This window comes from Paraburkholderia kirstenboschensis (assembly GCF_032806925.1).
Classification (GTDB): Bacteria; Pseudomonadota; Gammaproteobacteria; order Burkholderiales; family Burkholderiaceae; genus Paraburkholderia; species Paraburkholderia kirstenboschensis.
Map to the genome: position 1 here is coordinate 1,170,582 of NZ_CP136512.1, position 22,149 is coordinate 1,192,730.

A 22,149-nucleotide genomic window follows, 5' to 3' on the forward strand; every position below is an offset into this window, starting at 1 on the left:
ATCGGCTTCACTTGAAGACCACGCTGCGATTGCCGTTGAGGAACACTCGGCTTTCGATATGGAATTTCACGGCCCGGGCGAGCGCTAGCTTCTCAGAGTCACGGCCTGCTGCGACGAGCTGGTCCGGCTGGAAGGTGTGGTCGACGCGCTCAACGACCTGCTCGATGATTGGACCCTCGTCGAGGTCACCAGTCACGTAGTGCGCCGTTGCACCGATGAGCTTCACGCCGCGCTCAAATGCTTGGTGATATGGCTTGGCGCCCTTGAAACCGGGGAGGAATGAGTGATGGATATTGATGGCCTTGCCGGAAAGCTTCCGGCAGAGGTCGTCCGACAGCACCTGCATGTAGCGCGCAAGCACCACGAGTTCGCTTCTCGTGTCCGCGACGATTTTGAGCAGCTTCGCTTCCTGTTCAGCCCTGGTCTCGGGCGTTACGGGTAAGAAGTGGAAGGGGATGTCGTGACGTTCTACGAGCGGACGAAGCGCTTCATGATTGGACACAACGGCCGGAATTGTCATCGGCATTTCGCCCATGCGCTGGCGATAGAGCAGGTCCTCGAGGCAATGGTCGAACTTCGACACCATGATGAGCACGCGCGCGCTCTCGTCCTGCCCGCGCATCTCCCAATCCATGTCGAAACGTGACCCGGTTGCTTTAAATGCATCTCGAAGCTCTTCGAGAGTCGGCGCCGGGTTCGTGTCCGTCCTGAATACAACGCGAGAGAAATATCGGCCCTGTTGCTCGTCGTCGAACTGGGCCATCTCAGTGATATTGCAACCCCGGTCTGCGAGGAAGTTGCCGATGGCGGCAACGATGCCGCGTGTTCCGGGGCACGCAACCTTCAGAACGAATGACCGAGGGGCATGTGCTTGACGAGACGAAGGCGTGGGGGACATGAGGGTTTTTCCTAAAAAATGCTTTGCAACAAGCCATTTAAGCATAGCGCGAAAAAAGCGATGGCTTTCTCTGTTTGAAAAATTATCTGGCCAAAGTTTTTGTTGCAAGAAGTTTTTGATGCTCATATATTCAAATCACAATACGACGGCAACGTTGCAGGAGGTGATGCATGGAAGACCATGCGCTTGCAGCAAGGCTGGACAAGGGAGACAAGGCGGTGCCCACGGTGAGTGAAGGGTTGGCGCCAGGTCAGGAAATTCGGAAATTGCGAAAAGCGCGGGGTAAACCACTAGCTGAACTCGCACATGCGATTGGGCGTTCGGTGAGTTTCATCAGTCAACTCGAACGCGGTCGTGCTGAAGCGTCTATCGGCGACCTCAAAGGTGTCGCTAACGCACTGGGTGTTCCGGTCGGCTGGTTCTTTATGCCAGACGAGATTCCAGGAGGAGAGTTGGGACGGATAGTAAGAGCAGGCTCGCGACGACAGCTCGGGACGGTAAACGATGGCTTTCGAGAAGAGCTGCTTTCACCCGACATCGGTGGCGCGTTCCAAACCCTTCTTGAGCACTTTCTCGCCCGGTTCAGCGCTAAACCGTGCCGAGATGCGTGACACAGAGGAAGAAGGGTACGTCGTGCAGGGAACGCTCGACATTTGGATTGGCCAGCACGCCTTCCAGGTGAACACTGGAGACAGTTTCCGGATTGCCAGAGAGCCCTTCCGCTGGGCAAACCGCGGAAACATCGACGCGGTCGTTGTCTGGGTGATTGCCCCGCCAACCTACTGATTGAAAGACAAATATTTATCTGGAGCACGTAATGTCTGACCTTCCTAAAAACGCTCGTGTTGTCGTGATTGGCGGAGGAGCTGTTGGCGCCAGCGTCTTGTATCACCTGACGCTTAGAGGCTGGAAAGATGTCGTATTGCTGGAAGCGAACGAACTCACGGCCGGCTCAACTTGGCACGCAGCCGGTAACGTGCCGACGTTCTCCGGAAACGGGGAAATCATGCGATTGCAGGCGTACTCCGCCGACCTTTACACCCGGCTCGGTGAGCTGGCAGAGTACCCCATCAACTATCACGTCACCGGCTCTGTTCGTCTTGCGCATGAAGGCGAGCGGATGGAAGAGTATCGACAAGTGATGGCCCGAGGCGCCTACATTGGCGTCCCTTTTGAGATGCTGACCCCGGCTCAGCTGAAAGAGATTTATCCGTTCATCGAACTGGATGGGTTGGTTGGCGCCCTCTGGGACCCGCGCGACGGAGACATCGACCCGGCGCAACTCACCCAGGCGCTCGCCCGAGCTGCTCGCAATGGTGGAGCGCGAGTCTTCCGGCATTGCCCTGTGACAGGTCTTCGTCAACGTGACACAGCTGGATGGACGGTCGAATGTAAGCTCGGAATCATCGATGCGGACATCATCGTCAACGCTGCGGGCTATTACGCGCCCAAGATTGGCGACATGATGGGCCGAAGCATCCCCTCGGTAGTGCTAGAACACCAGTACCTTATTACTGCAGAAATCGATGAGTTGAAGGCACGGGGTAAGCCTCTTCCGCTGCTGCGTGACCCGGAGGAAAGCTACTACCTGCGCCAAGAGCGCAATGCGCTGCTGCTCGGGCCGTACGAGCGCGAGCGCGCGAAAGCGCAGTGGATTGATGGCCTGCCCGAAGATTTCTCGTTCCAGCTTTTTGGTGACGACCTGGACCGCATCGAAAACTATATTGCTGACGCGTGCGCTCGCATCCCGATGCTTGCTGATGCCGGCATCCAGAAGGTCATCAATGGACCCGTTCCCTACACACCAGACGGCAACCCGTTGATTGGACCGGTGCCGAATGTCGAGAACGCATTCGAAGCCTGCGCCTTCTCCTTCGGTATCACGCAGGCCGGTGGCGCGGGGAAGCTGTTGGCGGACATGATTGTTGACGGCCAACCGGAATGGGAGCTTTGGTCCTGCGACCCACGACGCTTCACGGCCCACGCCGACGCCGAATACACCCGAGCTAAGGCAATCGAGGTCTACGAGAACGAGTACGCAATCGGCTTTCCTCAAGAGGAGCGTCCGGCTGGACGGCCCGCGAAGACATCGCCTACCAACGGTCGACTGCAGGCGAAGGGTGCGCTGTTCGGTGCGCGCAACGGTTGGGAGCGTCCGACGTGGTATGTCCGCGAGCAGGATGATGCAGCGGCGAAGCCGACGTTTTCCAGACCCGGTTGGTTCGACGCTGTCGCTGAAGAGTGCGATGCAGTCATGAACCACGTCGCGCTAATCGACCTGACGGGCTTCAGTCGCTTCGAGATTTCAGGACCTGGAGCGGCTGCCTGGCTTGACACGATGATTACCGGCCGCGTGCCCGCCGTTGGGCGAGTCGGTCTGTCGTACATGTGCAATGCGGTAGGCGGCGTTCTTATCGAAGTGACCATAGCGCACCTTGCCGAGAATCAACTTTGGGTCATCTCAGCTTCGACTGGGGAGTGGCACGACCGCGACTGGCTAAACAGACATCTGCCAAAAGACGGCAGCGTCAAAATGACGGAGCAGACCAACGCTTACGGAACGCTCTCGTTGGTCGGGCCAAAATCTCGCGACGTCCTAGCGAAGGTGATTGACATCTCTCTGAATAACAGCGATTTCCCCTGGATGCAGGCGAAGCCTGCTGCCGTGAACGGAAATGGACTTTGGGCATTCCGTGTCAATTACACCGGCGAACTGGGATACGAGTTGCATGTGCCGATGGATTCGATGCTCGGGGTATATGACGCGATTCATGCTGCTGAACCCACCTTGCGGGACTTCGGTATCTATGCCCTTGACTCCCTCCGTCTTGAGAAGTGCTATCGCTCGTGGAAACAGGATATTTCCATTGAGACAACGCCGCTGGAAGCGAGCCTGGACCGCTTCGTGAGTTTCAAGAAAGACACGCAATTCATTGGTCGGTCAAAGCTCGAGCAACAAAAAGCGTCGGGCGTAACGAAGAAGATTGTACCCATGCTGGTCGACGAAACTGATGCCGATGCCTGCTTTGGAGCTGCGGTAAGGGACAAGACTGGCAAGGTCGTGGGATACGTCAGTTCGGGAGGATTCGGGCATCGAATCAAACAGTCCATTGCATTGGGCTTCGTCTCTACCGAAAACGCAGTCCCTGGAACCGAGCTTGAGATTGAGATTCTTGGCAAATTTACCCGTGCAGTAGTGGCGTCGGAACCGCTCTACGACCCGGACAACAGCAAGCTGAAGGCGTAATCCGACCGGAAAATGCCAGACAACGGAAAGACACAAAATGTCGAATAGGACTCCTACCCAGGCCGAAGTGGTGATTATTGGGGGCGGCATCGTTGGATGCTCGATTGCCTATCACCTTACCAAGCTGGGCATCACCGATGTCGTGTTGCTCGAGCGGCGCCATCTCACATGCGGTACGACGTGGCACGCGGCTGGGCTGATTGGTCAGCTTCGAAACAGCAGGCAGATGACCGAGCTGGCGAAATACACATCGGACCTGCTCTATGAGTTGGAGCGAGAAACCGGTCAAGCGACCGGCTTTAAGCAAAACGGGTCAATCGGCCTTGCGCTCAACGAGTCACGCTTCGAGGAACTGAAGCGAGGCGCGTCGATGGCGAAAAATTTCGGTTTGGATGTCCAGGTAGTCGGTCCGTCCGACATCAAGAACCTGTGGCCAATGCTCAATCTCGACAGCGTCGTGGGTGGGGTCTTTCTCCCCAAGGATGGGCAGGCAAACCCGACGGACATCACGCAAGCCTTCGCAAAGGGTGCTCGCATGCGAGGGGCGAAGATTGTCGAGAACCTGAAAGTTGAGAAGCTGTTGGTTGAGAACGGCCGAGCGGTCGGTGTTGAGACCGAGGAAGGTTTTATCAAAGCCAAGACCGTAGTGCTGGCAGCGGGTATGTGGTCGCGCGGGCTGGCTGCCGCCGTTGGCGTTTCGATTCCGCTTCACGCAGCAGAACACTTCTACATTGTGACGGAGGCAGTAGCCGGTCTTCCGAACAACCTTCCTGTGTTGCGTGTTCCTGATGAGTGCGCTTACTACAAAGAAGATGCGGGCAAACTTTTGCTGGGTGCGTTCGAACCGGTTGCGAAACCGTGGGGTATGAGCGGTATCCCAGAGGACTTCTGTTTTGATGCACTGCCGGACGACTTCGACCACTTCGAGCCGATTCTGATGAACGCGGCCAACCGCGTGCCGGCACTGGAGAGCACGGGCATCAAAACGTTCTTCAACGGACCTGAGAGCTTTACGCCCGACGACCGATATTTGCTTGGTGAGACGGCGGAGGTCAAAGACCTTTTTGTAGCCTGCGGCTTCAACTCAATTGGTATTCAGAGCTCTGGCGGCGCAGGAAAGGCGCTCGCGGAATGGATTCGCGACCGGCGGCCGCCCATGGACCTGTCGGACGTAGACGTCCGTCGGATGCACCCGTTCCAGGGAACGAAGAAGTACCTGCATGACCGCACGACTGAGACGCTCGGTTTGTTGTATGCGATGCACTGGCCGTTCAGGCAATTCGATACGGCGCGCGGTGCCCGGCGTTCTCCGCTGCACGACCGGCTTGTCGCCGCGGGAGCGGTAATGGGAGAAATCTCCGGTTGGGAGCGTGCCAACTGGTATGCAGAGCCCGGCAGCACCGCTAAGTACGAGTACGACTGGGGACCGCAGAACTGGTTTAAGAATTCCGCAGCAGAGTGTTTGGCGGTTCGAGATGCAGTCGGCCTCTTCGACCAGACGTCATTTGCCAAATTTCTCGTACAGGGGCCGGACGCGACCAAGGCCCTGAACTGGATTAGCGTCTCGGAAGTTGACGTGCCGCTCGGCAAGATGGCCTATACACAGTGGCTAAATCCGCAAGGCGGAATGGAAGCCGACCTGACCATTACTCGCATCGCGACCAACTCATACATGGTGGTCACCGCTGGTGCGACTCAGACGCGCGATTTTTCGTGGTTACAGCGCAACATTCCTGAGAATCTACGCTGCGTTGCCACCGACATCTCGTCCAGTCTCGCAGTGTTTGGCGTCATGGGCCCGAACTCCCGAGCCTTGCTGGAGAAGGTGTCTGGAGAAGACCTGTCGAACGACGCCTTTCCGTTCGCTACATCGCGTGAAATTCAGATTGGCTATGCACGTGTCCGGGCGAGCCGCATCACCTTCGTCGGTGAACTGGGGTGGGAAATCTATATCCCGGTGGAGTTCGCGTTGCACGTCTACGAGGAGCTGGTTAGAGAGGGCGAGGCCTTTGGTCTCAAGCTGGCAGGCTATCACGCGATGAACAGTTGCCGCACCGAGAAGGGGTATCGCCACTGGGGACATGACCTGACCATTGAAGATAACCCGCTGGAAGCAGGTCTCGGCTTCTGCGTTGGCTGGGAAAAAGAGGGCGGATTCATCGGTCTTGACGTCCTGCGCGAAGTGAAGAACGCAGGACCGCTCACCCGCCGCATGGTCCAGTTTCAGCTCGAAGACCCCAGCAAGCTTCTCTATCACGAAGAACCCATCTGGTGTAACGGAAGGATTGTCGGGTCAATTACATCCGGCATGTACGGACATCGGGTAGGAGGCTCGCTCGGCATGGGCTACGTGAACAACGCGGACGGCGTCACTGCAGACTGGCTTGCTTCTTCCAAATTCGAAATCGAGGTCGCATGGCAAAAGGTTCCAGCTAAGGCCAGCCTGGCTCCCTTTTACGACCCCAAAAACGTACGAATCAAATCGTGACCATCTTCAAGCCTGGCTTAACCGCCGGGCATATGACTCAATCCATTGAAGGTAACTGAGATGAAAGTACTGGTAGCTGTCAAACGGGTGGTCGACTTCAACGTCAACATCCGAGTCAAATCCGACCAGACTGGCGTCGACACGAACAACGTGAAGATGTCTATCAATCCATTTGATGAAGTCGCGGTGGAGCAAGCAGTGCGCTTGAAAGAAGCTGGCATTGCCAGCGAAATCATCGTGGTTTCGGTCGGACCTGAAAAAGCGTCCGAGACACTGCGCACTGGGCTCGCAGTCGGCGCCGACCGAGCAATTCTCGTACACACAGACGTCGTTACTGAGCCGCTTGCAGTTGCGAAGGTGTTGCGCGCAGTCATCGACCAAGAGAAGCCTTCGCTCGTCCTGCTTGGAAAGCAAGCTATCGACGACGACTGCAATCAGACGGGGCAAATGCTTGCCGGGCTGTTGGGTTGGGCGCAAGGAACGTCCCTCTCTGGACTGGTCACCGAAGGTCAAAAGCTCAAGGTGACCCGCGAAATCGATACGGGCACGCAGGAGTTGGCACTGTCGCTGCCCGCAATCGCAACGGTCGACCTCCGGCTCAACGACCCACGGCATCCCTCCCTGCCGAACATCATGAAAGCGAAAAAGAAGCCGCTCGACACGGTAACGCCGGAGAGCTTGGGTGTCGATGTCGCACCGAGAATGACTGTCCTCAAGGTCCTGCCGCCGGAGCAGCGCCAAGCGGGAAAGATGGTCGCAACGGTCGCGGAGTTGGCGGCTGAGATGAAACTTGCACTGGAGACACACTGAAATGGCCGCCCTCGTTTTCGCCGACCATGACAACGCGACGTTGAACCCAGCGACGCGCAATGCGATTACTGCTGCACGTCAGATGGACAGTACCGTTCACATTCTTGTCACCGGTGCCGGTTGCGCCGCAGTCGCTAAGGAAGCGGCGCAGATTAGCGACGTCGACAAGGTTCTGCTGTGCCAGTCAGCCGCATTGGCCAATCTCCTCCCGGAGAATGTCGCGCCGCTGCTCGTTCAGCTTGCGGAAGACTACGACTTTGTGGTGGCGCCCGCCACGAGCAATGGGAAGAACGTGCTTCCCCGCGTCGCGGCGCTGCTCGACGTGTCGCAAATCTCTGAAATCTCGGCCGTTGTCTCTGAAGACACGTTCGAGCGTCCGATTTACGCCGGCAACGCTACTGCGGTCGTCCGTTCGTGTGACCGGAGGAAGGTCGTTACGGTGCGCGGAACGAAGTTCGCCGCTGCGGGCAATCGCGAGACGGCGGCTCCGGTTGATGAGATTTCGTACTCAAGTGAGGCCGGCGTATCCACCTTCGTGGCAAACAAAATCACGACCGGCGACAGACCGGAGCTTACGACCGCTTCTGTCGTTGTTTCTGGTGGACGAGGGATGGGTTCGAAGGAGTCGTTCGACCTTCTCACGTCACTCGCTGACCGCCTTCACGCGGCGGTAGGCGCGTCGCGGGCGGCTGTGGACGCCGGTTTCGCTCCTAGCGATTCTCAAGTTGGTCAAACTGGGAAAGTAGTGGCGCCTGACCTCTATGTCGCAGTGGGTATCTCCGGCGCTATCCAGCATCTTGCCGGCATGAAAGACTCCAAAACGATTGTGGCAATCAACAAGGACCCGGAGGCCCCAATCTTTCAGCTGGCGGACGTCGGATTCGTTGGTGACCTTTTCGAAGTATTGCCGCAGTTGACCGCGGCTCTCGAAAAGCGCTGACCTTTTAGACTGCGGTCCCGCGAGCCGGATTGTCGGTCGGGGGACCGCCGCCCGCCGCGTCGAAGTGACAGAGGAGACGTAAGTCTAGTTCGAGCGTCACGATGCACCCTGGTTCTAGTGGATGGATGCACCAGACCAAAGCATTTTCGACGCTGCCCCGCGCATTAAGTAAGGGATACATAGCATTATATCGTTGGACCTGAGAATTTCAAAGGAACGATTATGCAGAGCCAAGGCAACACTTTCGTGAGCTTCCGTAGCGTCCGGAAGACCTACGATGGAGAGACACTCGTCGTCAAGGACCTGAACCTTGACATTCAAAAGGGCGAGTTCTTGACGTTGCTCGGTCCTTCGGGTTCCGGGAAGACGACGTGCCTGATGATGCTGGCGGGATTCGAGTACCCAACCGAGGGGGAAATCTGGCTGGACGGCCAACTCCTCAACCGCATTCCGCCGCACAAACGTAACATCGGGATGGTGTTTCAGAACTACGCCTTGTTCCCACACCTGACCGTGGAGGAGAACCTTGAGTACCCGCTGAAGGTGAGAAAGATGCCCGTTGATGAACGCGGTAAGCGTATCAAACGTGCACTCGGGATGGTGAACATGGAAAAGCTTGGCAAGCGAATGCCGGGACAACTGTCGGGCGGTCAGCAGCAGCGGGTAGCGTTGGCTCGGGCGCTCGTCTTCAATCCGAAGCTGGTGCTTATGGATGAACCACTCGGCGCGTTGGACAAACAGCTGCGCGAGCACATGCAGCTGGAACTGAAAGCGCTGCACGAGTCGCTTGGGTTGACCTTCGTCTATGTCACGCATGACCAAAGCGAAGCTCTAACGATGTCGGACCGGGTTGCGGTGTTCGACCAGGGCATTATTCAACAGCTTGACAAGGTTGATTCACTGTACGAGTCACCCACGAATCTCTTCGTTGCGAACTTCATTGGAGACAGCAATACGGTCCGAGGCACGGTTGTCAACGCTGACGGCGAGTATTGCAACCTTCAAATTTCCGATGGAACCACGGTGCGAGCTCGCAACGTAGGTCGACTCAATGTCGGCAGCAAGGCTACCGGTGTAATTCGACCGGAGCGCCTGTCAATCGTCAACGGAAACGTGAGCAGCGAAAACGTCATCAACGGCGAGTCGCTTGGGATGATTTACTTCGGCGACCACGTCAGGTTGCGGTGTCGTCTTCCAGACCAAGGAGAGTGCATCGTAAAGGTTCCTCTCGGACAGGACGGAGCAGCGCATATCCAGCCTGGAAGCCGTATCAATTTAGCTTTCCACGAAGACCATCTGAGAATCTTCGGCTAGTCGTGTTTACGTCCAAACCACTGTATGAGGAGTAGAGAAATGAACCCTCTCAAAAGCGCTGTCAGCGTCGCTGTTCTGATGTCCTGTTCTGCCGCTGCTATGGCCGACGGCATTACCGCTGTGAACTATGGTGGGGCGACAGGAAACGCCCAGAAAGCGGCGTGGGTCGAACCGTTCTCGAAGACCAGCGGTGTCTCCGCGACCGCTGTTGAGTACACCGGTGACATGGCTAAGGTCAAGGCTATGGTAGACGCGAAGAGCGTCACGTGGGACGTCGTCGAAGTAGAGCCCGCGGACGTGGGACGAGGCTGCCAGGACGGGCTGTTCGAAAAGCTCGACTGGTCGAAAATCGCCAAGAAAGGCGACCTCATTCCGGAGGCCGTCACACCGTGCGCCGCAGGCACTTATGTCTGGTCGACTGTCCTCGCCTATAACCCTGCGACCACCAAGTCGGCACCTCAGGGCTGGAAAGACTTTTGGAATACGAAGAAGTTTCCCGGCAAGCGCGGGATGAAAAAGGAGGCACGATACAACCTGGAGTTCGCGCTCATGGCTGACGGCGTTGCACCTAGCGATGTCTACAAGGTTCTTGGAACAAAGGAAGGAGTGGACCGAGCCTTCAAGAAGATGGATGAGTTGAAACCCTACATTCAATGGTGGGAAGCCGGCGCACAACCTCCTCAGTTCCTTGTGGCCGGCGACGTGGCGATGTCTACGGCATACAACGGTCGCGTTGACGCGGCGATGCGCGAGGGAAACAAGAACTTATCCATTTCTTGGGACCAGAGCATCTATGACCTCGACTACTTCGTAATTCCGAAGGGCACGAAGTCGAAGGAGGCTGCCGAGCAATACATCACTTACACATTGCAGCCGCAAGCCCAAGCCGATTTCTCGAAGCACATCGCTTACGGACCGACGAACAAGGAGGCTTTTAAGCTCCTTGATGCGACTACGCTTGCAAATCTTCCGAATTCACCCAAGAACGGCAAAACTGCAATCGCTGGCAGCGTGGACTTCTGGACGGACCATGGGGATGGGCTGGAGCAGCGCTTCACCGCCTGGGCAGCCAAGTAAAACGACGACACGCGTATGCACCACCCGCGGGTGCATACGTGCATGGAGCAGACAATGAGCGCGTTAACGACTCAGCGACACCACGACTGGCAGAGGCGCGAGCTTAAGCGGTCACTGAGAAATGTCAATCTGCGCAAGCATGCCGGAGCACTGGCATTGGTTGCGCCATTGGCAGTCTTCATTTTTCTCGTTTTCGTCATGCCAGTTGCGTCGATGATTTCCCGGTCGGTTCAGAGCCCGGAGGTCGTTGACGCGCTTCCTAGTACGACCGATGTATTGCGCAACTGGAAGAAGGGAACCCCGGTGCCAGATGAAGCATATCGAGCACTGGTGCTCGATATGGAGCGTAATGGAGGTAACAACGAGTCCGGAAACGCCGCGGCGAGACTGAACGGACAGAAAGAGGGGTTCCGGTCACTCTTCTATAGAACGGCCACAGCACTTCCGTTCGGTGACAACGACGGGAGGCTCCCTGCAGCTGAAGTCAAAGCCAAGCTCATCGAAGTTGACAAGCGGTGGGAGGATGCCGGCTTTTGGGGGGCTATTGCTCGCGATTCCTCGCGGTACACGAGCCAATATCTACTCGCCACCTTCGATTTCCGCCACGATGCCGAAGGCAAGATTGTGCCGGTCGAGCATTCGGCTTACCAAGAGGTGTTCAAGCGGACGTTTGTTATTAGCGGATACGTGACGCTCATCGCGCTGTTGCTTGGATACCCACTCGCCTATTGGATTGCGGGTTTGCCGGCCGGCAAGGCGAACATGGTCATGATTCTCGTCCTGCTGCCGTTCTGGACTTCGATTTTGGTTCGAATTTCGGCGTGGATTGTGATTCTCCAGGGTTCGGGATTGGTCAATAAGGGGCTCATGTCGCTGGACCTCATCTCGTCGCCGCTACCTTTGCTGTTCAACCGAGTCGGTGTGCTCATCTCGATGACCCACATTCTGCTTCCATTCATGATATTGCCGCTGTACAGCGTCATGAAGTCCGTGCCGAACAGCTATGTGAAGGCGGCCGTGTCCCTGGGGAGTCATCCCTTCGGCGCCTTCTGGAAAGTCTATTTTCCCCAGACGCTTCCGGGAGTGGGTGCGGGCGGACTGTTGGTGTTCATCACGGCGCTCGGTTACTACATCACGCCTGCTTTGCTCGGAGGAGCGGGTGACCAGATGGTCAGCTACTACATCGCGTACTTCACTAACGTTGCGCTCAACTGGGGTATGGCTTGCGCGTTGGGTGCGGTGTTGCTCGTCATCACGTTGATTCTCTTCGGCGTGTACCGAAAGATTGTCGGCAAAGAACTCAAGGTGGGCTGATACTATGAAAACCAGCGTGGCGCGCTTCGCGCCTTACACATCGTCGGTCGAAATCGGATGGCACTACCTTCTGCGGTCCTGGAACGTACTCATCCTGCTTTTTCTGGTTCTGCCGATATTGGTGATAATCCCCCTGTCGTTCAACGACAATACGTTCCTCGTGTACCCCATCCATCGCTTCTCTTTGCGATGGTACGAGAACTTGTTCACTTCGGTCGATTGGCTTCGGGCTGGACGGAATAGCTTCATCGTCGCGCCCTTGGCCACGCTTCTGGCGACAATCCTTGGCACGGTTGCCGCCCTGGGGCTGAACAAGTCAACATTCAAAGGGAAAGGTTTGCTCATCGGCGTGCTGATTTCGCCGATGATTGTTCCTGTGATTGTCACAGCAGTGGGCATGTATCTATTGTTCGCACGATGGGGCCTTGCAGGCAGCTACCTCGGACTCATTCTCGGCCACACGGCCATCGCGGCGCCTTTCGTCGTGGTCACCGTGAACGCGACGCTTGCCGGTTTCAACCACAACTACGTGAGAGCAAGCTTGAGCTTGGGCGCGTCACCGTTCAAGACCTTCTTTGCGGTGACGCTTCCCATCATCGCTCCGGGGGTCAGCTCTGGAGCCTTGTTCGCCTTCGCGACGTCATTTGATGATGTCGTTATTACGCTCTTCCTCGCCGGCCCGACGCAGGGAACTCTACCGTTGCAAATGTTCGTCGGCATCCGCGAGAACATCACACCGACTATCGCTGCGCTGGCAACGATTTTGATTGTGTTCTCAAGTCTTCTGCTCTTGACCATGGAATGGCTTCGTCAACGAAGCGCAGCGCGGCAGACCGCACTGTAGAAGAAGGAGCGGTTGTGTCGCCGGTGTCATCCGTGCTTGGCGCCGGCGACCCTCGCTGCATCTCGGACTTCCAGGGACCGCCGAACGCCCTCGCTTCACGACCCTCCAAGAAAAATGTAAAATGAGTTTTACGTACAGAAAAATTCTGTGGTTTATTTTTTTAAAGCCGCGTTTTTTTGCACAAAAAATCCTTTGGGATGCAGCTGTAAGAATTTTTGAGGCGACTTATGGCGCGAAGTGCGATGGACGTTCAGTCCTTTGACCCAGCGGGTGACCTTGCGATGGACCGGGTCGCGCTCGGGCACGAAATCAGAAAGCTCAGAAAAGCAAGAGCGAAAACTCTGGCTGAGATTGCGCTCGCTACAGGGCGCTCGGTGAGCTTCATCAGTCAACTCGAGCGCGGCCGGGCCGAGATTTCAATCTCCGATTTAAAGCGCATTGCTCATTCTTTGGGCGTGCCCCTCGGTTGGTTCTTTGTCGCGGACACGAAACCAGCTGCGGAGGTTGGACGGGTGGTCCGTTCGGGCGCACGTCGTCGCCTTGGCTCGATGACTGACGGTCTGGTAGAAGAGCTACTATCCCCAAACATCGGTGGCGCTTTTGAGATGTTCCTCAGCACCTTCGAACCCGGTGCAGTGTTGCCCGAGGCCACGCTCCGAGAGACCGAAGAAGAGGGGTACTTGGTCAAAGGCGAACTGGAAGTGTGGATTGGCGACAGTTGCTTCCATTTGAACCCAGGCGACAGTTTCCGGATTGCCCGAGAGCCATTCAGATGGGCGAACCGGGGGCAGACCGAGGCGGTGGTTGTGTGGGTTATATCGCCTCCAACTTATTGATGCCGGTAGAGGGTTCTTTTCAGCGCTCGTAATGGGGACCCTCGTTCAGACGCTGGGTTCTCCGATGGTGCGCGGCAGACAGACGTAGCCGAGACTCATCTCTGACGTACAGCGGGCGCAATTCTTTTCGGGCCACGCTGACACATGAGCTTTTCACTCGAAGACCTGGTTTCCTGCCGGCGTCTGTTTCTGAGAGGATGGCGTCCTCCCTATATCGAAGGTCTCCTCAGGGTCGATGTCGAAATCCTCGTGGAACTTCATGCTTCGAATTCCAGCCGTGACGAAATTGCTGACGTTGTCGACTACAACGTCATGCGCGATACGCTCTTGGCGTTGCAACCAATGCCTTCGAAGGACGCCTGTGGCGACGTCGCCCGAAGCCTTATCGCCCATGCTGGCATTCGTGCTGCACGAGTCACGATAACGGATGTGCGAGGTCAAGTTTTTGACGGGGAATCGCGCACGTGGACATAGCGATTGGATGAGATTTGCAAGCGAGGCAAATCGCTCGCTCGACCATTTGACGCATTAGCGCGCGGAGCTTTTTTGGCTTTGCCGTGCTTCACGCGACGCTTGGTGTTCCCGTTACATTGGCGGCGGACGCAGCAGTCACCCTGACAGGGAGCAAAGCGCAAACCGCACATAAGGCGCGAGAGCACTCCGTATTGCGGCATCTAACATCGAATTACTGGCTTGCCTTCAAAGAAGTGCGACCTGCCTTGCGAGAACTTCACCGCAACCGGAGAAACGCCTCCCGGCATGCAACGTCGGCCGGTCCGTAAACGCCGTTGAGTCGACAATCGCTCGCAACAATTCGAAACTACGCCGCCGTACGACAAAACGGCATGGGGTGCGGACCCCTTTTTTTTGCCTTGCGCCAACTACGCGCGTTTCCTATCCTCTGAACAAATGAATTAGGGAACTGCTTATGCCGCCGGTAAGAAAAAAGATTTCCGTGGTATTCACTGCTGCTCGCCTGAGTGCACTCGATGACCGCTCGGCAAGCCGGTTTCGAGGCCGGGTCGGGCAGGTCATAGCGTATGAGCCCAGGGGAAAGCACGTAAGCATCGAATTCCCGCTGGATGGTGAACGGCGGCCCGAACGGCTTGAGCGGGTTCCGCTGGAATACCTTGAGGTCGTTCACGCGCACTCGGGCGCTCCAGCCCCCTCTCCTGCACACTCACCGCACGCGAATACAGCTCGAATGCAGCACTCTGCAAGGTTCAAGCGAAGTTAGATTGCCCGCGCATGCCTGACCACGATAACGAAGCGTGTGTGACCACCTTCTCTTCGGGCCAGTTAAGCGACAGGGACCACGACCGATGCGACAGTACGAGGTCGGCGCCGTAATGCTAGGATGGTCGACGGAAGAGACAGTACGAAATTAGTTGGAGTTCGCTCAGGACATTCAAAAGCCCGGCGGGTCAAGCGTAAGGAACGCCTTGGGACTGGTCAGCTGAGGCTGTGTTCCACCAGCTGACGACAGGAGGTCCACCATGAAACTTGACGACGCCACTTTCCGGCGATTGCGCCGTCTAGCTCCGGCTCTCGACGACGTACTCAACGCACGAGAAGTCGAGCACGCAGACCAGGCCGTCGGGCTGCATTCACTTGCTCAGTTATGCTCACAGTTGTTCGACACGTACCACTGCCAACACCCGGACGAGATTGCGCAAGCGCGCCTCGACGCCCTCGAGTCGCAGTGACACACCTCCTCTGGACTAACTGGCGGCTTCAGGTATCACCGGTACAAGCGAGGGACCTATCGCTTGACCTCAGAACATGACTGCACGCCCACGCGTGCAAGGCGTGCTGTGGCTACGCGACAGCGAGTGCGCTGCGGTGTCAGATGAGCTGTATGGTTGGCCGCCTGCTTACCCTTTGGGCCTTGCTTCCCTCCCGACGCGACAACCAGCTCCGCGACGATAACGGCCGACAGCAGTTCGACTTCAACAGTCGCCACCAAGCCCCGATACTGATACGTGCGTTGCATTACCTGCCTACTGTTAGGTTATGGTCCACGCAGGTGCGGCTGCCAGATGGCCGCTGGACAGACCCAATCCGCGTGAACGGCGGTTTCGGCAGCGTTGTGCCGTCAATGTGAGCTTTTGCATACGCAGCGGCATACTGGAGCGCGGCATTCTCCGAGACGAAATAGGCGAGGCTTCCGAATGCGCGGCACTTTCCGGTCGGGCGCGTGACAAATACGCTTGCCGCATAGCCTAGCTTCGAGATTGATGCGAAAGGCACAATTACGTGCTGTTTATAACTGAGTGGCTGGGCGTCCATAGGGCTACCATGCGGCGGCGAGGAATTCGTCGTCCTGTTGGTGGACTGCGGATATGACGGGGGCTAAAGCGTGTTAGGCACTTTCTGTCAGACCTGGTAACCTGGCGCGATGACAGCACGCAAGCCATACCCGACGGATGTTTCGGACGAGGAATGGAGCTTCGCCGCTCCGTACCTGACCTTGATGAACGAAGACGCACCGCAGCGCCGATACGAACTGCGCGAAATGTTCAACGCGCTGCGCTGGATGGCGCGAGCCGGTGCAGCGTGGCGTATGCTGCCGACCAATTTCCCGCCGTGGGAACTGGTTTACCAGCAAACGCAACGTTGGCTGAACGCGGGTTGCTTCGAGGCGATGGTCAACGACTTGCGTTCGGTGCTGCGCGTGGCGCAACAGCGTCAGGGCCAGCCCAGTGCGGTTATCCTGGATGGGCGCACGTTGCAGTCCACATGCGAAAATGGTCCGCGTGCGGGTTACGATGGTTATAAGCGCAAGCGAGGCAGCAAGGTTCATATGGCTGTCGACACGCTGGGCCTGTTGCTCGCGGTGCACATTACGCCGGCCAACGAGCAGGAGCGCGCGCAGGTGGCCGAGCTTGCGCGTCAGGTTCAGCACGTAACCGGTCAGACGGTGAAACTAGCATTTTCTGACCAGGGCTATACGGGCGACACTGCTGCGCAGGCCGCGCGCGCGGAAGGCATTGAGTTGCAGGTCATCAAGCTGTCCGAGGCGAAGAAGGGCTTTGTGCTGCTGCCCCGCCGCTGGGTGGTCGAGCGCAGCTTCGGCTGGCTCAACCGCTTCAGGCGGCTGGCACGCGACTACGAGCGCCTGCCCGAAACCTTGGCAGGCCTGCACTTCGTCGTCTTCGCCATGCTCATGCTCGTTCATGCTGCACCGAGTATGCAAAGTGCCTAACACGCTCTAGGCTGCCAGAAGACAGCGCGCATTGCTGTTGTTCCGCGCGTCTGCGATGACGCGCATCAGCGTTTCCAGAGAGAATGGCTTTTGCAGACACACATCGAAGAGTCGGGCCAACTCTTCGATGCTATCGCTGTCACCTGTCATGGAGGCGACAAAGGGCCGGCGGGAGGCCGGCCTGTCCAGCAGCGACAGCGCGACCGCACTGCCTTTGATGCCGGGCAGGTTTTCGTCCAGGAACACGAGGTCGAAAGCGCCGGCATGAAGCAGCTCCAGCGCAGTCTCCCCGTCGGGCGCCATAACGGCGTGGTGACCAATGCAGTCCAGCAGGAAAGCCAGACTGTCCGCGACGAATTCATTATCGTCGACGACGAGCACATTCATTCAATATCCCTATTACGCGAAGTTCGCGGCGCTGCCAACACTCTTCTTATGTAATACGATATTATTAAATGGCGTTGCCTGTACGTTGGTTTTACAGATTAATACCTAAGTATAACCATGGACGCGTTCAGCAGGCATTTCAATACGCCGCGTACGACGCGAAGGACAAAGTCGACAATGCCACCAAGGACTTAATCGAAGCAGCGGAGCCCCAGGAGCCCGGGGCGTCGCTTCAGTCGCGCTGGACGTGCCGTCGCCTAGGCTCACTCAGTAATCACGTTTCGACGTCCGAACTCTTCCGCTGGCAGAGAGTTAGCCTTAACGTCATACGTCAATTGGCATTGTTAGTGGAGGTGCTGAAAGACTCGTCGACGTGCAGCGGAGGCTGAGACGGGTCACCGCATGGTCCGAAGCTGCCGCGCGTTGGCGAGCTGCGTCCAGTTCACCCACAGGCTCAGCTGTCGGGGAACTGTTGAACACGAGGGCGTCTCTGTTACCGTTCAATGCGAACGCCCGTGGCCTCCGCCACCGCCCCAATAATGGCCGCCGCCCATACCACGCCCAGGGTATTTGTGGCCACCCCAGCCCCCATGACTGCCCCAACCGCCCCGATATCCGTGACCCCAGTAGCCGTGGTTGCCCCAGTAGCCGTGCCGGCCCCCGCCGTAACAGCATCCGCCCCAATAGCCGAAGCTCAGTGACACCGACGGTCCCCACCACGCGGGCCACCCATCGTACGGATAGGCGACGGAGTAATACGCAGGCGCGACGAAGACGGGCACGGCTGGTGCGATATCGGTGTTCGGCGATGCAGTCACATCTGACGCGGCCGCACGGGTCGCGGCTGCGTCGGTCATCGAGAAAGGATATTGCTGCTGCGGCGCCGCCGCCGGCCCTTCGCCGTACGGAACGTAGCCGTAGGGCACGTAGTAGTAGCGACCGGACAAAGCTGCGGACAGGACCGCCACAGCAACGACGCCGCCGCGCGCGACGTTGCATCGAACGTTTTCATTGCCAGCTCCGGGGTCTGATGCGACGCAACATGCGGCGCGCCGTTACTACAGTCAGCTTCCTTCAGACAACACGATAACTAGCGTCGCGGGATTCATGCGCACCAGGCTGCGGCCGCCGGGAACAGTCGCGAAACGTCGGCCGTTCATCAGTAGTCGTTGGGGGCGGGGCACACACTGGGGAAACGGTGCTCGTTCCTCGGTTCGTCAGCGGATGGCCCTGGCTCCGGCTCTAGCCTTGGTTCGTAGGTAATTTCGATGGGTTGCCGGTGATTCTGCTGGAAGGTACCGTGATGTTTGCCGCGCTGTCCGGCGATGGTGAGTACCCACTCGACTGTCATGCGATGAAATGCGACCGCGTTTCGGCTTTGCGAGGTACCCAGATGACTGCTGGTCCGACCAACCGAATGTCAGATAAGCCAGGAGCAGCCGACGGTTCCGTCATCTACGTCGTCGATGACGACAAGGGAATCCGACAGGCTCTCGACCTGCTTATGCGCTCTGTAGGCTTGCGTGTCGAAACGTTCGAGTCCCCGGACGAATTTCTGCGGTCTCCTCACTCCACCGGGCCAAGCTGTCTCATCCTCGACGTGCGGCTGCGCGGGAAAAGTGGCATGGCGTTTCATCAGGAAATCGTCAATAGCGGCATGCGCATTCCCGTCATCTTCATGACCGGTCATGGAGACATCGAGATGGGGGTGAAGGCAATGAAGGCCGGCGCGCTGGACTTCCTCGCCAAGCCGTTCAAGGACCAGGACATGCTCGACGCAGTGGCCCAGGCTCTGGCGCGGGACAGCGAGCGGCTCGCGACAGAAACTGCGTTAACCGGCCTGCGCGCCTTGTATGAATCCCTGTCACCACGCGAGAAGGAGGTGATGGCCTTTGTGCTGTCCGGTCTGTTGAACAAGCAGATTGCCTCCGAAATGAACCTGAGCGAAATCACGGTCAAGGTTCACCGGGGACAGGTGATGCGCAAGATGAACGCGCGCTCGATGCCGGACCTCGTCCGCAAGGCCGAATCGCTTGGTATCCAGCCCCGTCTGCCCCACGGCGGTCACCACTGAGCGCCGTCGTGCGTTAGCAGTTCCGCAGCGTCGATGATTCGCTAAGGGTTTCCGAGAGCGACCGAGAGCCAGTGAATAATGACAGCAGACTGGTAAGGCTTCTGCAGCAACACGAGTGCGCCGTTAGTCACCGCTTTTGCCTGCAATGCCGGCGTCGGATATGCACTGATAAAGATGGTGGCCGGGGCATGTCCCTGGGCACGCAGGCGCTCATGCATCTCGATACCCGACATCCCGGGCATGCGGATGTCGGAAATCAGGCAGGCGGTATGGGCGGCCTGCCCGGATGCAAGAAATTCTTCTGCCGACTCATACATGCGCACCTGCCAGCCCAGCGACCGGATGAGGCTGCTTAACGCAACACGGATGGCCTTATCGTCGTCGACAATCGAAACAACTGGCATGATTTGCAAAATGGGGCCCTCGATTACTCTCACTCTCGGGATGACGTGTGGTCGGCGCCGCCCGCCTCTCCTGATTAGCAGATTACTTCCCAACGGCGTTCAGTGACATCGTACGACTGTATATGTGAACCGAACCATGTGCGCGCGGGTCGCCCTGCGTCACTTTCGCACCACCTCCTGCGTCATGGCTGGCGGAAGGCTGAACGAGAACGTCGCACCACCTTCAGGGTTATTGGAGGCCCAGATTTGCCCACGGTGCGCGTCGACAATAGAACTGGAAATAGCCAACCCCATTCCCATCCCGGAACTGCGTGTCGTAAAGAACGGTTCAAAGAGTTGCGGAAGATTGGCCTCCTGGATGCCGGCCCCCGAGTCCTTTATTGCCACGACAACATTACCTTCAGGGTCAAGGCGGGACTGGACGATAAGTTCGCGCCTGCCGCTGACGCTCGCCATCGACTGCATAGCGTTGGTGATTAAATTGACGAGCACCTGCTGGAGCTGCACACGGTCGCCCAGTATCAGCGGCAGCCCGCTGGCAAGACGACGTGTCAGCAGGCCACACTGGCGCTCAATATCCCGCGTGATTACAGCAATCGCCTCCTCGACCACGTCGTTGATTGCAATCGGTGCCCGGTCCGGCGGCGCCCCCTTCATGAGCGCCCTCACACGTTGCACGATTTCTGCAGCCCGATTTGCCTGGTCTGTCATCTGCCTCACGCAACCCTCGATTTCTTCCATGTCCGGAGGCTGGCGATGCAGCCAGCGCAGGCATGCTTCACCGTTCGTTACGATGGCGGAAAGGGGCTGCCCCACTTCATGGGCAATTGATGCACTCAGCTCACCAAGCGCCGTTACCCGGCTTACGCGTTCCAGTTCGCTTTGCGCATGCCGCAACCGCTCCTCTGTTTGCTTCGCCCCCGTCACGTCCATCACGGCCCCGATGAGCAGCCTGTTGTTTGGCTGGTCGTTGGTTGCGTGTGCAACCACACGGAGGTGCTTGGTGCGTCCGTCGGGAAAAAGCAGACGATGCTCGATGTCGAAGTCGGCACTGGAACCGCTCGCCTGTGCAAGTAACTCCTCGAGCACGCGTATATCCTCTGGATGCATCCGCTGCCTGACGAGTTCGATGGTGGGCGCGACAGCCGGGTCGTATTCGAAGATAGAGAAAGTCTGCTCGGACCAGAAGACCTCTCCGCTCGAGAAATTCCAGCCAAAACTGCCGGTCCTGCTTAGCTTCTGCGCTTCGGCGAAGTACTGCGCCTGACTCTTTCGAAGCAGGTCCTCGGCGCGTCTGCGCTCCGTGATGTCGTTGTTGGTCTCAAGCGTGGCCAACGGGTTTCCCGCGCCGTCGCGCTGCAGGGCCCAGCGGCTCGTCACGATTATCTCTGTGCCATCGCGCCTCGTGTGAATTAGCTCGCCCTCCCACTGGCCGTCGCGAACATAAATCTGCTGGAGCTGGTCGCGAGGCAGCGGGAACACCGACCTCAGAAGTTCGTCGATGAACTTCCCCATCGCCTCTTCCTTCTTCCATCCATAGAGCGACTCTGCTGCCTGATTCCAGTACGTAATCACGTCATTTTTATCGCGCACAATAATAATGTCGTGTGTCAGCTCCAGCAGCTGCGCCTGCGCGCGCTGAGTCTTTTCAATGCGGCCAATCCGCCTGACAAGGGTGGTGATGGCGAGTGATGTGACGAGAAACGCAACAAGGGAAAATAAATCCGCGGTGTTGCTAATGCCGAAGCTATTGATGGGTTCGGTGAAAAAATAGTTAAGCAGTGCGGCGCCAACCACCGAGAAAATGACCGATGAGATGAAGCTGTCCAGCAGGGACAGGAGAACAACGGCAACCAGAAGGAAGAAGCCGGCGGTGCTCTCTTCCTGGTCCAGAAGGACGCAGCTTGCAGTAACGGCTCCAAGGGCGATACACCCTGCAAGCCATAACGCCATCAGATACCGCAAGCTTCTGCTTTCACGTGAAGAATCTGGTGCCGGCACAGAACGTTTCCCCTTTGCGCAACTGCATCAGCCGCTTGCATCGGTCTCCAGATACCGGCCGACGCTTTCGACTTCTCCGACTGTTCGGTTGTCAATCATGCGTCAATTAAAGAATGAAAAATCTGCCGGGCGAACAGACAGGCGCTGTGTCGGTCCTGGACGCGGTGCGGTATCGCCTGTTTTTGCAGTATGACACCGCTCGACAAGTCTCCTCACTGCGGTTATACGCTCGTATAAGCGAGTTACGCTAACGCGGCGTCGGCCTATCCAACGGTAGGATAGATTGGCCCTTCGCCAAAGCCTACTCTTG

At 57.6% G+C, this 22,149-nt stretch carries 19 protein-coding genes and 1 pseudogene; 14 read left to right on the forward strand and 6 right to left on the reverse strand.

The window, feature by feature from the left end; all coding sequences use genetic code 11:
* Positions 1 to 7: 7 nt before the first annotated feature.
* On the reverse strand, positions 8 to 898 hold the full coding sequence (purU, locus tag RW095_RS13990) for a formyltetrahydrofolate deformylase (protein WP_317019844.1): 891 nt from the start codon (positions 896 to 898) through the stop codon (positions 8 to 10).
* Positions 899 to 1,068: 170 nt separating this feature from the next.
* Here purU and RW095_RS13995 point away from each other — a divergent pair, with 170 nt between their 5' ends.
* From RW095_RS13995 to RW095_RS14040, 11 genes are all read left to right on the forward strand, one after another.
* Positions 1,069 to 1,509 carry a helix-turn-helix domain-containing protein gene (locus tag RW095_RS13995; protein ID WP_317019553.1) on the forward strand — a complete coding sequence of 147 codons (441 nt, stop codon included), beginning with the start codon at positions 1,069 to 1,071 and terminating at the stop codon, positions 1,507 to 1,509.
* Positions 1,502 to 1,684, forward strand: coding sequence for a cupin domain-containing protein (locus RW095_RS41435; protein ID WP_394365132.1), 183 nt, complete (start codon positions 1,502 to 1,504; stop codon positions 1,682 to 1,684). The genes RW095_RS13995 and RW095_RS41435 overlap by 8 nt, the downstream gene beginning before the upstream one ends.
* A gap of 31 nt (positions 1,685 to 1,715) precedes the next feature.
* A complete protein-coding gene (locus RW095_RS14000) occupies positions 1,716 to 4,145 on the forward strand; it encodes a GcvT family protein (protein WP_317019554.1) in 2,430 nt (809 codons plus the stop codon).
* Positions 4,146 to 4,182: 37 nt separating this feature from the next.
* Positions 4,183 to 6,633: a GcvT family protein gene (locus RW095_RS14005; RefSeq protein ID WP_317019555.1), complete on the forward strand. Its 2,451-nt coding sequence runs from the start codon at positions 4,183 to 4,185 to the stop codon at positions 6,631 to 6,633.
* Between the two features lie 60 nt (positions 6,634 to 6,693).
* A complete protein-coding gene (locus RW095_RS14010; RefSeq protein ID WP_317019556.1) occupies positions 6,694 to 7,443 on the forward strand; it encodes an electron transfer flavoprotein subunit beta/FixA family protein in 750 nt (249 codons plus the stop codon).
* Between the two features lies 1 nt (position 7,444).
* Positions 7,445 to 8,383 carry an electron transfer flavoprotein subunit alpha/FixB family protein gene (locus RW095_RS14015; protein ID WP_317019557.1) on the forward strand — a complete coding sequence of 313 codons (939 nt, stop codon included), beginning with the start codon at positions 7,445 to 7,447 and terminating at the stop codon, positions 8,381 to 8,383.
* A gap of 222 nt (positions 8,384 to 8,605) precedes the next feature.
* Positions 8,606 to 9,697, forward strand: coding sequence for an ABC transporter ATP-binding protein (locus RW095_RS14020; protein ID WP_317019558.1), 1,092 nt, complete (start codon positions 8,606 to 8,608; stop codon positions 9,695 to 9,697).
* Positions 9,698 to 9,721: 24 nt separating this feature from the next.
* Positions 9,722 to 10,774, forward strand: a complete 1,053-nt coding sequence (locus tag RW095_RS14025; protein ID WP_394365133.1) for an ABC transporter substrate-binding protein — start codon at positions 9,722 to 9,724, stop codon at positions 10,772 to 10,774.
* 54 nt (positions 10,775 to 10,828) lie between these two features.
* Entirely contained in the window at positions 10,829 to 12,088 is a 1,260-nt protein-coding gene (locus RW095_RS14030; protein ID WP_317019560.1) for an ABC transporter permease, read from the forward strand.
* 4 nt (positions 12,089 to 12,092) lie between these two features.
* The gene (locus RW095_RS14035; protein WP_317019561.1) at positions 12,093 to 12,932 is read left to right on the forward strand and encodes an ABC transporter permease; all 840 of its coding nucleotides are present in this window, start codon (positions 12,093 to 12,095) and stop codon (positions 12,930 to 12,932) included.
* 242 nt (positions 12,933 to 13,174) lie between these two features.
* A complete protein-coding gene (locus RW095_RS14040) occupies positions 13,175 to 13,768 on the forward strand; it encodes a helix-turn-helix domain-containing protein (protein WP_317019562.1) in 594 nt (197 codons plus the stop codon).
* A 153-nt stretch (positions 13,769 to 13,921) separates the two neighbouring features.
* Here RW095_RS14040 and RW095_RS14045 read toward each other — a convergent pair whose 3' ends face one another.
* Complete coding sequence (locus RW095_RS14045; RefSeq protein WP_317019563.1) at positions 13,922 to 14,161, reverse strand: hypothetical protein; 240 nt, start codon at positions 14,159 to 14,161, stop codon at positions 13,922 to 13,924.
* A 1,103-nt stretch (positions 14,162 to 15,264) separates the two neighbouring features.
* Here RW095_RS14045 and RW095_RS14050 point away from each other — a divergent pair.
* Positions 15,265 to 15,474, forward strand: a complete 210-nt coding sequence (locus RW095_RS14050; protein WP_317019564.1) for a hypothetical protein — start codon at positions 15,265 to 15,267, stop codon at positions 15,472 to 15,474.
* Positions 15,475 to 16,166: 692 nt separating this feature from the next.
* Positions 16,167 to 16,973: an IS5 family transposase gene (locus tag RW095_RS14055; RefSeq protein WP_317019565.1), complete on the forward strand. Its 807-nt coding sequence runs from the start codon at positions 16,167 to 16,169 to the stop codon at positions 16,971 to 16,973.
* Between the two features lie 6 nt (positions 16,974 to 16,979).
* Here the strand turns inward: RW095_RS14055 and RW095_RS14060 are convergent, their stop codons facing one another.
* Both RW095_RS14060 and RW095_RS14065 read right to left on the reverse strand, forming a co-directional pair.
* Positions 16,980 to 17,360, reverse strand: coding sequence for a response regulator (locus RW095_RS14060; protein WP_317019566.1), 381 nt, complete (start codon positions 17,358 to 17,360; stop codon positions 16,980 to 16,982).
* A gap of 500 nt (positions 17,361 to 17,860) precedes the next feature.
* Positions 17,861 to 18,372, reverse strand: a pseudogene (locus RW095_RS14065) (hypothetical protein).
* A 381-nt stretch (positions 18,373 to 18,753) separates the two neighbouring features.
* Between RW095_RS14065 and RW095_RS14070 the strand changes: the two are divergent.
* Positions 18,754 to 19,434, forward strand: coding sequence for a response regulator transcription factor (locus RW095_RS14070; protein WP_394365146.1), 681 nt, complete (start codon positions 18,754 to 18,756; stop codon positions 19,432 to 19,434).
* 41 nt (positions 19,435 to 19,475) lie between these two features.
* Here the strand turns inward: RW095_RS14070 and RW095_RS14075 are convergent, their stop codons facing one another.
* Both RW095_RS14075 and RW095_RS14080 read right to left on the reverse strand, forming a co-directional pair.
* Positions 19,476 to 19,838 (reverse strand): response regulator transcription factor, encoded by a 363-nt coding sequence (locus RW095_RS14075; RefSeq protein WP_317019846.1) that lies wholly within the window; start codon positions 19,836 to 19,838, stop codon positions 19,476 to 19,478.
* Positions 19,839 to 19,997: 159 nt separating this feature from the next.
* On the reverse strand, positions 19,998 to 21,803 hold the full coding sequence (locus tag RW095_RS14080; protein WP_317019568.1) for an ATP-binding protein: 1,806 nt from the start codon (positions 21,801 to 21,803) through the stop codon (positions 19,998 to 20,000).
* Positions 21,804 to 22,149 lie beyond the last annotated feature (346 nt).

Coding starts and splice junctions, on each gene's coding strand:
- RW095_RS14020 (WP_317019558.1), top strand. CDS start 8,606: ATGCAGAGCCAAGGCAACACTTTCGTGAGCTTCCGTAGCGTCCGGAAG.
- RW095_RS13995 (WP_317019553.1), top strand. CDS start 1,069: ATGGAAGACCATGCGCTTGCAGCAAGGCTGGACAAGGGAGACAAGGCG.
- RW095_RS14060 (WP_317019566.1), bottom strand. CDS start 17,360: ATGAATGTGCTCGTCGTCGACGATAATGAATTCGTCGCGGACAGTCTG.
- RW095_RS14005 (WP_317019555.1), top strand. CDS start 4,183: ATGTCGAATAGGACTCCTACCCAGGCCGAAGTGGTGATTATTGGGGGC.
- RW095_RS14075 (WP_317019846.1), bottom strand. CDS start 19,838: ATGCCAGTTGTTTCGATTGTCGACGACGATAAGGCCATCCGTGTTGCG.
- RW095_RS14050 (WP_317019564.1), top strand. CDS start 15,265: ATGAAACTTGACGACGCCACTTTCCGGCGATTGCGCCGTCTAGCTCCG.
- RW095_RS14035 (WP_317019561.1), top strand. CDS start 12,093: ATGAAAACCAGCGTGGCGCGCTTCGCGCCTTACACATCGTCGGTCGAA.
- RW095_RS41435 (WP_394365132.1), top strand. CDS start 1,502: ATGCGTGACACAGAGGAAGAAGGGTACGTCGTGCAGGGAACGCTCGAC.
- purU (WP_317019844.1), bottom strand. CDS start 898: ATGTCCCCCACGCCTTCGTCTCGTCAAGCACATGCCCCTCGGTCATTC.
- RW095_RS14025 (WP_394365133.1), top strand. CDS start 9,722: ATGAGGAGTAGAGAAATGAACCCTCTCAAAAGCGCTGTCAGCGTCGCT.
- RW095_RS14040 (WP_317019562.1), top strand. CDS start 13,175: ATGGACGTTCAGTCCTTTGACCCAGCGGGTGACCTTGCGATGGACCGG.
- RW095_RS14010 (WP_317019556.1), top strand. CDS start 6,694: ATGAAAGTACTGGTAGCTGTCAAACGGGTGGTCGACTTCAACGTCAAC.
- RW095_RS14070 (WP_394365146.1), top strand. CDS start 18,754: ATGACTGCTGGTCCGACCAACCGAATGTCAGATAAGCCAGGAGCAGCC.
- RW095_RS14000 (WP_317019554.1), top strand. CDS start 1,716: ATGTCTGACCTTCCTAAAAACGCTCGTGTTGTCGTGATTGGCGGAGGA.
- RW095_RS14045 (WP_317019563.1), bottom strand. CDS start 14,161: ATGGGCGATAAGGCTTCGGGCGACGTCGCCACAGGCGTCCTTCGAAGG.
- RW095_RS14055 (WP_317019565.1), top strand. CDS start 16,167: ATGACAGCACGCAAGCCATACCCGACGGATGTTTCGGACGAGGAATGG.
- RW095_RS14030 (WP_317019560.1), top strand. CDS start 10,829: ATGAGCGCGTTAACGACTCAGCGACACCACGACTGGCAGAGGCGCGAG.
- RW095_RS14015 (WP_317019557.1), top strand. CDS start 7,445: ATGGCCGCCCTCGTTTTCGCCGACCATGACAACGCGACGTTGAACCCA.